Source organism: Pedobacter sp. 10L46_2, from assembly GCF_056395165.1.
On the sequence record NZ_JBFTIZ010000220.1, the window covers coordinates 1 to 8,948 of the forward strand.

Consider the following 8,948-nt stretch of genomic DNA (forward strand, 5'->3'; position numbering starts at 1 on the left):
AAAAAGGTTACACTGCCTTTGATCTACGCTTTAAACCGGGCTGAAAAAGCTGAAAAGAAACGAATCGTTAGTCTTGTAAAGAACCATCAGGATGATCCTGTGAAAATTCAGGAGATTATCGATTTTGTAAATGCAAAAGACGGCGTACATTATGCCAATCAGAAAATGATGCAGTATCAGCAGGAAGCTTTCGATATTCTGCACAGCTTTGAGCCTGGCGAGGCACGGACCGGATTGGAGCAACTGGTAAGATACACTACCGAGCGTAAGAAATAATTTTCGTTTTTTTCTGTTATGATATTATCATAAACTATAAATATCCTTTATGAGAATTTCTCTCTTTTTACTTGTTTTTTGTGCCTTTATTAAAGTTCAGGCGCAGGATGATTTTGGATCCGCTTTCGATAAAATCAATAAAGAAGTTCAGAGTGGATCTAAAGCGTATATAAATTTAAAAAATGCCACTGAATCAATAGGGCACAGGTTAACAGGATCTGCTAACGGCGCGAAGGCCGAAGAGTACGCCTATAAATTGTTGAAATCTTATGGCTATGATGTAAAATTCCAAGGGTTTGAAGTAGAAAGCTGGAGCCGCTTAACCAATGAAACTAAAGTTGGTGATTCGGCAGACAGCCTAATTACAATAACATCGGTAACCCTTGCTCATTCCCCTGTAAAAGCAAATGTAAAGGCGGAGCTGGTTGATTTAGGCAACGGTCTTGAAGAAGATTATAAACAGGACTCGGGCAAAGTGAAGGGGAAAATAGCATTGGTATTTTTAGGTGTGCTTCCTGGGTCTCCCGAAGGTACTCCATCGCTTCATCGTTCAGAAAAAACGGCTATTGCTACAAAGTACGGCGCTGCTGGAATTATCATTATTAATGGCGTAAAAGGGGGTGTATTGCTTACCGGTACAGCCTCTGTAACGGGAAAATTAATTCCGATACCTGCTGTTTGCATTGGTTTTGAAAATGGGATGCGTATTAAGGAAAAACTAAAAAACCAGAAACAGTTTGCAAGCATAGATATGACCAATTTCTCTGGTATAATTAAAGCCAGAAATGTAATAGCTACTTTAAAAGGTACAGATACATTGGGAGAGAAAATTGTTGTTGGCGGTCACCTTGATAGTTGGGATTTGGCTACAGGCGCAATTGACAATGGTATAGGTTCTTTCGCGGTGATAGACATGGCCAGAACGTACAAAGCACTAAAGCTAGAAAATAAAAGAACAATTGAGTTCGTGCTGTTTATGGGAGAGGAACAAGGGTTGCTGGGCTCAAAAGCCTACGTTGAAGCTGCAAGGCATTTAAATACGCTTGATCAGGTAAAATTTATGTTGAATTACGACATGACCAATAATCCGAAAGGATTTGCCACCAGCAGAGTTGAGATGAAGGATCTATTTTCTTCGTGGGGCAGCCAGATTACTAAGATTGATACAGGATTTAAAAACTTATTTTATTCTGGAGCATGGTTACATAGTGATCATCAGCCTTTTATGCTACAGGGGATTCCTATTGGTGGAGGAACAGGAGGCGAGTTACCTAATAATTCGGGGCCTTTCTATCATTCGGATGGAGACGTTTTTAAGTTAGTTGATGAGCAGCAATTGAAAAATACGGTACGTTTTAGTGCTATGCTGGTGTATGGTCTTGCAAATACTCCTGCATTACCCGTTAAAAAACAAACTGACGATGAACTAAAAGGGTTCTTGAAACAGAATAATCTGGAAGTTCCACTAAAGATTGCCGGTGAATGGAGATGGTAGTAAGATAGCAGTTAAGAGTTTTTTACGAGAATAGCTTCAAGGGCGTTGGCGGCGTCATCACACTTATCCGTCGCCATTTCTAATGTCTGCAATAGCTCTTTCTGCTTGATGAGCTCTATTGGGTTGGATTCGGTTTTAAAGAGGCCTGCGACTGCAAGGTTGCATAGCTGATCTGCTTTACTTTCACCTTTGTATATCCTCAAACAAACATCTGATATAATGGTCTTCCCTACTGAATGGGGTGATCATGCTTTTGCTTAAACCTAGAAAAACGGCATGCCTTATTTTATTTCCGTTACGCTCCAGCTGTTCAATTTTTTTGATGTGCTTATTCCGCTGATCAAGATCATTGGTGCTAAGGGCGAGTAAAAGTGTTTCGGAAATACTGATCAGATTTTTGCCTGATTGCTCAAATAAGGGCTGGAATTTTTTGTCGGGCGGGATAAAGAATTTGAAAACGCTGTTCATATGGATGATGTATATAGTAAATGTACATCAGCTATATTAACCTATTGTGAACTTTAAATTAGGTGTTTTAAATTATTGATATTTTAATTCCCATACTCTCAATTGATTTTATGGTGTGCTCGGACACACCGCTGTCAGTAATGATATGATCTACTTCTTCGATGCCGCATATTCTGCCGAAGCCACGTTTGCCAAATTTGGTTGAATCGGCAAGGACAATTATTTTTTGAGATGAATCTATCATTTGTCGGTTTAAGTGAGCTTCAAAAGCGTTTGTTGTAGTTAGGCCAAACTCCAGGTCTATTCCATCAACACCTAAAAACAATTTGCTGCAAAATACATTTCCTAATACATTATCAGAATAAGGGCCTGTAACGGATGATGAGCTTTTTCTTAGTAATCCACCCAGCTGAATTACTTCTATGTTTGAATGATGAACAAGCTCAAGGGCAACATTTAATGCTGAGGTAATTACCGTTAATGAACCTTTTGGTTTAATGCATCTGGCTAGTGCAAGGACAGTAGTGCCAGATGCTATAATGATAGAATCGTTATCTTCTATGAGTTCGGCAGCGCGTGTTCCGATTCTGATTTTTTCTGCAGATTGAAGATGCTCTTTTTCATTTACAGGTTTATCTACTGTATACGGATTGTTTAAGGTTGCCCCTCCATGGGTTCTAAAAAGAAGACTTTTATCTTCAAGTAGTTTCAGATCCTTCCGTATTGTAACAGACGAAACATCGAGTTCTTTGCATAAGCTTTGAACATCGAGGGATCCGTTTATTTGAATCTTATTTAAAATATATTGGTGTCTTTCTGCAATGTTAATCATTAGAGCTAAAATATAAAGAGCTATTAATATAATGATATTTTTCAACTGTAAAGTTAGCTAAGCAATAGAAATAGTTGTCTGAATTTTTTAATTATTTTGTTTTCATTATAAAATAATTATGTTTAGTTTCGTTTTGTTGTTATTGTGTGTTTAAACGAAAGTTTATGAAATAATAGCGGCTTAAATAGAAAATAAACGAAATGATTTTTAATAGAGCAGCATTTATTGAACGCATTGATAGGAAAAGCGATTGGGATGTTATCATTATAGGTGGGGGCGCAACGGGATTGGGAACTGCTCTGGATGCAGCCTCCAGAGGATACAGTACTTTGCTTTTGGAACAGTCTGATTTTGCAAAGGGAACATCAAGCAGAAGCACGAAGTTAGTCCACGGCGGTGTGAGGTACTTGGCTCAAGGTGATATTGCCTTAGTTTACGAGGCCCTGCATGAACGCGGCCTGCTTTTAAAGAATGCTGCTCATTTGGTGAAAGATCAGGATTTTATTATACCATGTTATTCATGGATTTCTAAATACAAATATTTAGTTGGATTAAAATTTTATGACTTGCTTGCTGGTAAAAGTGGGTTTAAAAAATCATCATTTCTATCTGTTGATAAGGTTTTGCAGGCAATTCCTGGTTTAAAACGGGATGGGTTAATTGGAGGTATTGGTTACAGTGACGGTCAGTTTGATGATGCAAGGTTAGCTTTAAATTTGGCTCAGACTACTGCGGAGTATGGAGGTGTTCTCCTTAACTACATGAAGGTAACTGGTTTGGTGAAGGAAGGGGAATTGGTTAATGGCGTTTCGTTCACTGATCTTGAAAGCAGGAAATCTTATTCGTTAAAAGCTAAGGTGGTGGTGAATGCTACCGGTGTGTTTGTTGATGAGATTTTAAAGATGGATGTGCCTTCTGGTAATCCAATAGTGCGACCAAGTCAGGGTGCTCATGTGGTGCTCGACAAGTCGTTTCTGCAAGGCAGTAGCGCCTTAATGATTCCAAAGACATCAGACGGACGTGTGTTGTTTGCTGTTCCATGGCATGGGAAAGTGCTTGTAGGTACTACAGACACGCCATTGGATGAGCACAGTTTGGAGCCTAAACCACTGGACGAGGAAATTGATTTTATATTAAGTACGGCAGGTAAATATCTGAAAAAGGTACCATCTCGGTCTGATGTGCTGGCTGCATTTGCCGGATTACGTCCTTTAGCCGCTCCAGGCAAAAACACCAATAGTACAAAGGAAATATCCAGAAGCCATAAGCTTATAATCAGTAAATCGGGGCTCGTTACCATAACCGGGGGTAAATGGACTACTTATCGGAGAATGGCTATGGATGTGGTAAATAAGGCTATTGAGCTTGGTAAGCTGCCGGCGGCCAAATGTATTACTGAAGGCGTTAAGATTCACGGTTATCTTCCGGGAATTGATGAAGGTGCTTTAGGGATTTATGGCGCAGATGCGGAAGGGATAAGGACGCTGATGGTAGATGAACCAGAATTAAATGTTCCTGTATATAAGGGATACGATTACGTAAAAGCAGAAGTGATCTGGATGGTGAGGAATGAAATGGCACGCTCTATAGAGGATGTACTTTCTCGTAGAATGCGGCTGTTGTTTCTTGATGCAAAAGGCGCGTTACTGCTTGCCCCAGAGGTGGCCAGCTTGATGGCTAAAGAATTAGGAAGAGATACGCAATGGGTGGAAACTCAGATCCTAGAGTTCAAAAATCTGGTGAAACAATATTTATTGAGTGAGATTGAATCTTAATATGTAAAGTGGGCTCTGGCTTAATGAATACTTAACAGAGGCTTAATTGCTTTATTAATAAATTTGCTGAGGTCCTTAACATTTTAAAATAGATAAAATGAAGAATATAATTTGTATGAGCTCTTTAGCATTACTGTGCTTGCTTGGATGTAAAACCATCAAAAATAACAGCTCTGACAAAATTTCTGAATTTCCCGCATTTAGCACTGAAGCACATAGAGGTGGCAGAGGCTTAATGCCTGAGAATACAATTATTGCAATGCATAATGCTATAGATATTGGGGTTACAACCTTAGAAATGGATACGCATATAACTAAAGATGGTGAAGTTGTGGTAACTCACGACGATTATTTAAGCCCAGGGTTTATGCTAACTCCTGAAGGTAAGGAAATACCTTCGGCAGATTCGAAAAAGTATGTTGTATATCAAATGGATTATGATTTGATTAAAGTATTTGATTTGGGGACCAAGCCGCATACAGGTTTCCCTGAACAAAAAAAGATCAAATCTTATATCCCTCGGTTAGCAGATTTGGTTGATTCTGTTCAACAGTATTCAAAGGGGAAAAAACAAATGTTCTATAACATTGAAACCAAATGCAGTCCTGCGGGTGATAACATCTCAAACCCTGAACCCGAGAAATTTGTAAAGTTATTAATGGACGTGATAGAGAATAAGGGAATATCTAGCTATGTAGTTATTCAATCTTTTGATAAGAGAACTCTGCAGATTTTGCATCAAAAATATCCAAAGATAAAAACCTCTTACCTGATAGCAAATAAGAAAACTTTTGAGGAAAATATTGCAGAACTTGGATTTAATCCATTTATCCTAAGCCCTGAATATAGATTAGTTGATAAAGATCTTGTACAGAAATGTCATGCTGCAAATATCAAGGTGATTCCCTGGACTGCTAACACTAAAGAGGATATTGCCAAACTAAAACTTTTAAATGTTGATGGGATCATTTCTGACTATCCAAATTTGCTTTAGTAGCACATTCAAAATAAATTCCCTATTTGGATGGCACTGTGAGTAGTGATTATTTAACATTAGGCTAACATTACATCTTTAATTTTGTTTGCAAAATGAAGAACCAGGGATGTATCTAAAACTTACAGATGAAGAATTGACCGATCTTTTGAGAAAAAATGATTCGGTAGCCCTTGAAACTCTTTTTAATAGGTATTATAAACCATTATGTCATTTTTGTGCTGTCTATACTAAAGATTATGAAGCAGCAGAAGAGATCATTGCCGACTTGTTCATTAAAATTTGGGACGGACGAAGTGATAGCTCTATCCTGAACATTAAAAATTATCTTTTTACTTCAGCAAGGAACCTCTCTATAAACTATAATCAGAAGAAAAAGGATCCGGTTGATTCCATTGAAGATATTTCTTTTCAAAATCACATTTTTGAGGACACCCACACGCCTTTTCGAATACTGTCTGGCACGGAGTCGGTAAGCAAGATACTACGTTTGATTGATAAACTGCCTGAAAGACAAAGGGAGATCTTGCTAATGAGCAGGATTGATCAGGTTGATAAAAGGAAAATTTCAGAGGTATTGGGTATTTCTATAAGAACGGTAGAAACCACTCTATATCAATCAATAAAAGAATTAAGAAGAATGCTAAAGGATTCTACTAACCTTACTTCCCGGGGTTAATCATTTATTAACATAACTTTAATATACTTCGCTACGTAACTGTGCGCTTAAAATCTGTCTTTCATTTTAGAGACAGGTATAATGGAAGACAATAGCTATCAGTTAATAATTGCATATTTTGAAAAAACAATCAGTGATGAGGAGCTAACCGAATTGCATGAGTGGCTTGAACTGCATCCAAATCATCAGGAGCAGTTCAGGGAAACCATGCAAATATTAGAAGCTTCAAAATCTTACTTTAAAAAAGCTGATGAGATAGAGCCAACTAGTTGGAAGCTCATCAGTATCCATATTCAAAAGGAAGAAAAAGGTAACATTGTTAATGTTGGCCGAAAAATACATTGGTTAGCTTACGCTGCATCGATATTAATTGTCGGTTCCATGTCTTTATGGTGGTATAAACACACTTCTTATAAAGAAAGTACTGCAGTAGAGTATACTGAGATTATCAATCCTGAAGGTCAGCAGTCTAAGATTCTTTTACCAGATAGTTCGGTGATTTATCTCGCAGGGGGGAGTAAAATAAAATATAGAAAGAATTTTAATGGCAACAAGCGATCGGTTTCATTGGACGGAGAGGCATTTTTTGATGTAAAGCACCGCAGAAGGCCCTTTGTTATACAAAGTGGTGAGATTTCAACAGTTGTACTAGGAACTTCTTTTAATATAAAGGCATTTGCTTCTGATCATAAAGTGACGGTAACAGTAAATAGTGGGAAAGTGGGCGTGATGAATACCATTGAGGGAAAGAGTCATTTAGTTAGATACCTGACCCCTAATGAACAGATTGAAATCAACACAATAACCGGGCTTTATGCTTTTGACGCCACAGAAGCTACAGACGTAAGTTCATGGATCAAAAATCACTTTGTTTTTTATGGTGTACCCATACATGAAGTTATGTCATCGTTGGAGCATCGTTACGGTGTTAGGATTGAGTTTATTGATTCTGGTATTGGAAATACCAGGGTAACTGCGAAGTTTAAAAACATGCCTTTGAATAATGTTATGGACGAGTTAATGGTATTATCTGGCCTAACTTATACTAAGAAAAACGGGAACATTTATATATATCGTGCTAATCAAAAAGGAGGAAAAACTATGAATTAGATCTACCTGAAGTATAGTAAAGATAGCCCGGAATTGCTGGTAACAATTCCAGGCATTCAAGTCAAAATTTAAACTCAAGAATAAATAAGTATAAACAAAGTAAATATATGAAAAAGTTATGGTTGTTGACCATACTGGTGCTTTTACAATTTTCGTTCAGCATATTTAAAGCCCAGGCGCAAACAAATATAGATAGGACTATCTTCTTCGAAGCCCAAGGAATTACACTAAAAGATGCTTTCTTGCAAGTGGAGAAATTAAGTGGATTATCTATAAACTACAGCAATACGCAATTAAATGATCAGCGTATTGTGAGGATCAATAAAGCAAATCGTTCTGTAAAAGAAACTTTAAACGTTCTTCTAAATGGTACATCCTTTACTTTCAAACAATCCAGTGCCAGTAATATACTTATCATACCTAAGCCTCAAACTAATGGAAAGCTAACAGGTAAGGTGGTTGATGAATCAGGCGCTGCACTTCCGGGAGCTGTTATACGAATAGTAGGCGGGGTAGTAGGACAGACAGAAGATGATGGTAAATATGCCCTAAACGTTGCTCCGGGTATTTATTCAGTTGAAATAAGCTTTATTTCTTATGAAAAATTTATTGCACAGAGCGTTGCGATTAAAGCGAATTCCCTAACTACTTTAAACGCAACATTAAAGCCATCTTCAAATGATTTGTCGGAAGTTGTAGTTACTGCTTTAGGAATCAAAAGAGAAGAGAAATCTTTAGGTTATGCAGTTACTAAGATTGACAGTAATCAATTGACTGATGCTGTTTCTTCAAACTGGAGTGATGCTTTGTCGGGTAAAGTTGCTGGATTAAACCTGGTACGGTCAAACGGAGGTCCGGCGGGTTCCAATAAAATTATTCTTCGTGGCGAAAATAATCTTACAGGAGATAACGAGGCCCTAATTGTACTTGATGGGGTTGTAATTAATAATAGTGGGGGCAGGCGAACAGCAAACGCATCTGACGCTGTTTATGGGACAGGAAGCGATAACATGCCAGCGGATTATGGAAGTAGTGTAAATGACATTAACCCTGAAGACATAGAGAGTGTAACGGTATTAAAAGGCCCGGGCGCAGCAGCCTTGTATGGTCAGCGGGGTGCAAATGGTGCCATCATTATTACCACAAAATCTGGAAATAGTAAGAAAAAAAGACTAGGGATTAAATTTACCTCTAACGGTTCGGTAGAATCGCCAAATCGTTGGCCTGATCTGCAATACGAATATGGGCAGGGACTTGATGGTGCAGCTCATTATTCTTATGGAGCGAGCTCTGATGGTGCAAGCACCAGTGGTACAAGC

Annotated in this window: 8 protein-coding genes and 1 pseudogene; 7 read left to right on the forward strand and 2 right to left on the reverse strand. The window is 38.1% G+C overall.

What is annotated here, in order from left to right:
• Positions 1-276: pseudogene (locus AC1DDX_RS19575) on the forward strand (polyprenyl synthetase family protein); the annotation flags it as partial.
• Between the two features lie 49 nt (positions 277-325).
• On the forward strand, positions 326-1,771 hold the full coding sequence (locus AC1DDX_RS19580) for a M28 family peptidase (protein ID WP_172661554.1): 1,446 nt from the start codon (positions 326-328) through the stop codon (positions 1,769-1,771).
• Positions 1,772-1,954: 183 nt separating this feature from the next.
• Here AC1DDX_RS19580 and AC1DDX_RS19585 read toward each other — a convergent pair whose 3' ends face one another.
• Together AC1DDX_RS19585 and AC1DDX_RS19590 are read right to left on the reverse strand one after the other, a co-directional pair.
• Complete coding sequence (locus AC1DDX_RS19585; RefSeq protein WP_477622446.1) at positions 1,955-2,239, reverse strand: DUF47 family protein; 285 nt, start codon at positions 2,237-2,239, stop codon at positions 1,955-1,957.
• A 67-nt stretch (positions 2,240-2,306) separates the two neighbouring features.
• A complete protein-coding gene (locus AC1DDX_RS19590; protein ID WP_172661552.1) occupies positions 2,307-3,071 on the reverse strand; it encodes a DeoR/GlpR family DNA-binding transcription regulator in 765 nt (254 codons plus the stop codon).
• Between the two features lie 200 nt (positions 3,072-3,271).
• On the opposite strand from AC1DDX_RS19590, the gene AC1DDX_RS19595 reads away from it, so the two are divergent.
• The 5 genes from AC1DDX_RS19595 to AC1DDX_RS19615 form a co-directional block, all read left to right on the forward strand.
• A complete protein-coding gene (locus AC1DDX_RS19595) occupies positions 3,272-4,846 on the forward strand; it encodes a glycerol-3-phosphate dehydrogenase/oxidase (RefSeq protein ID WP_288882026.1) in 1,575 nt (524 codons plus the stop codon).
• A 97-nt stretch (positions 4,847-4,943) separates the two neighbouring features.
• Positions 4,944-5,840 (forward strand): glycerophosphodiester phosphodiesterase family protein, encoded by an 897-nt coding sequence (locus AC1DDX_RS19600; protein WP_172661550.1) that lies wholly within the window; start codon positions 4,944-4,946, stop codon positions 5,838-5,840.
• 88 nt (positions 5,841-5,928) lie between these two features.
• Positions 5,929-6,519, forward strand: coding sequence for an RNA polymerase sigma factor (locus tag AC1DDX_RS19605; protein ID WP_448104821.1), 591 nt, complete (start codon positions 5,929-5,931; stop codon positions 6,517-6,519).
• Positions 6,520-6,600: 81 nt separating this feature from the next.
• The gene (locus AC1DDX_RS19610; RefSeq protein ID WP_337717226.1) at positions 6,601-7,629 is read left to right on the forward strand and encodes a FecR family protein; all 1,029 of its coding nucleotides are present in this window, start codon (positions 6,601-6,603) and stop codon (positions 7,627-7,629) included.
• A gap of 107 nt (positions 7,630-7,736) precedes the next feature.
• On the forward strand, positions 7,737-8,948 hold a 1,212-nt coding region (locus tag AC1DDX_RS19615; protein WP_477622447.1), incomplete at its 3' end, for a TonB-dependent receptor plug domain-containing protein.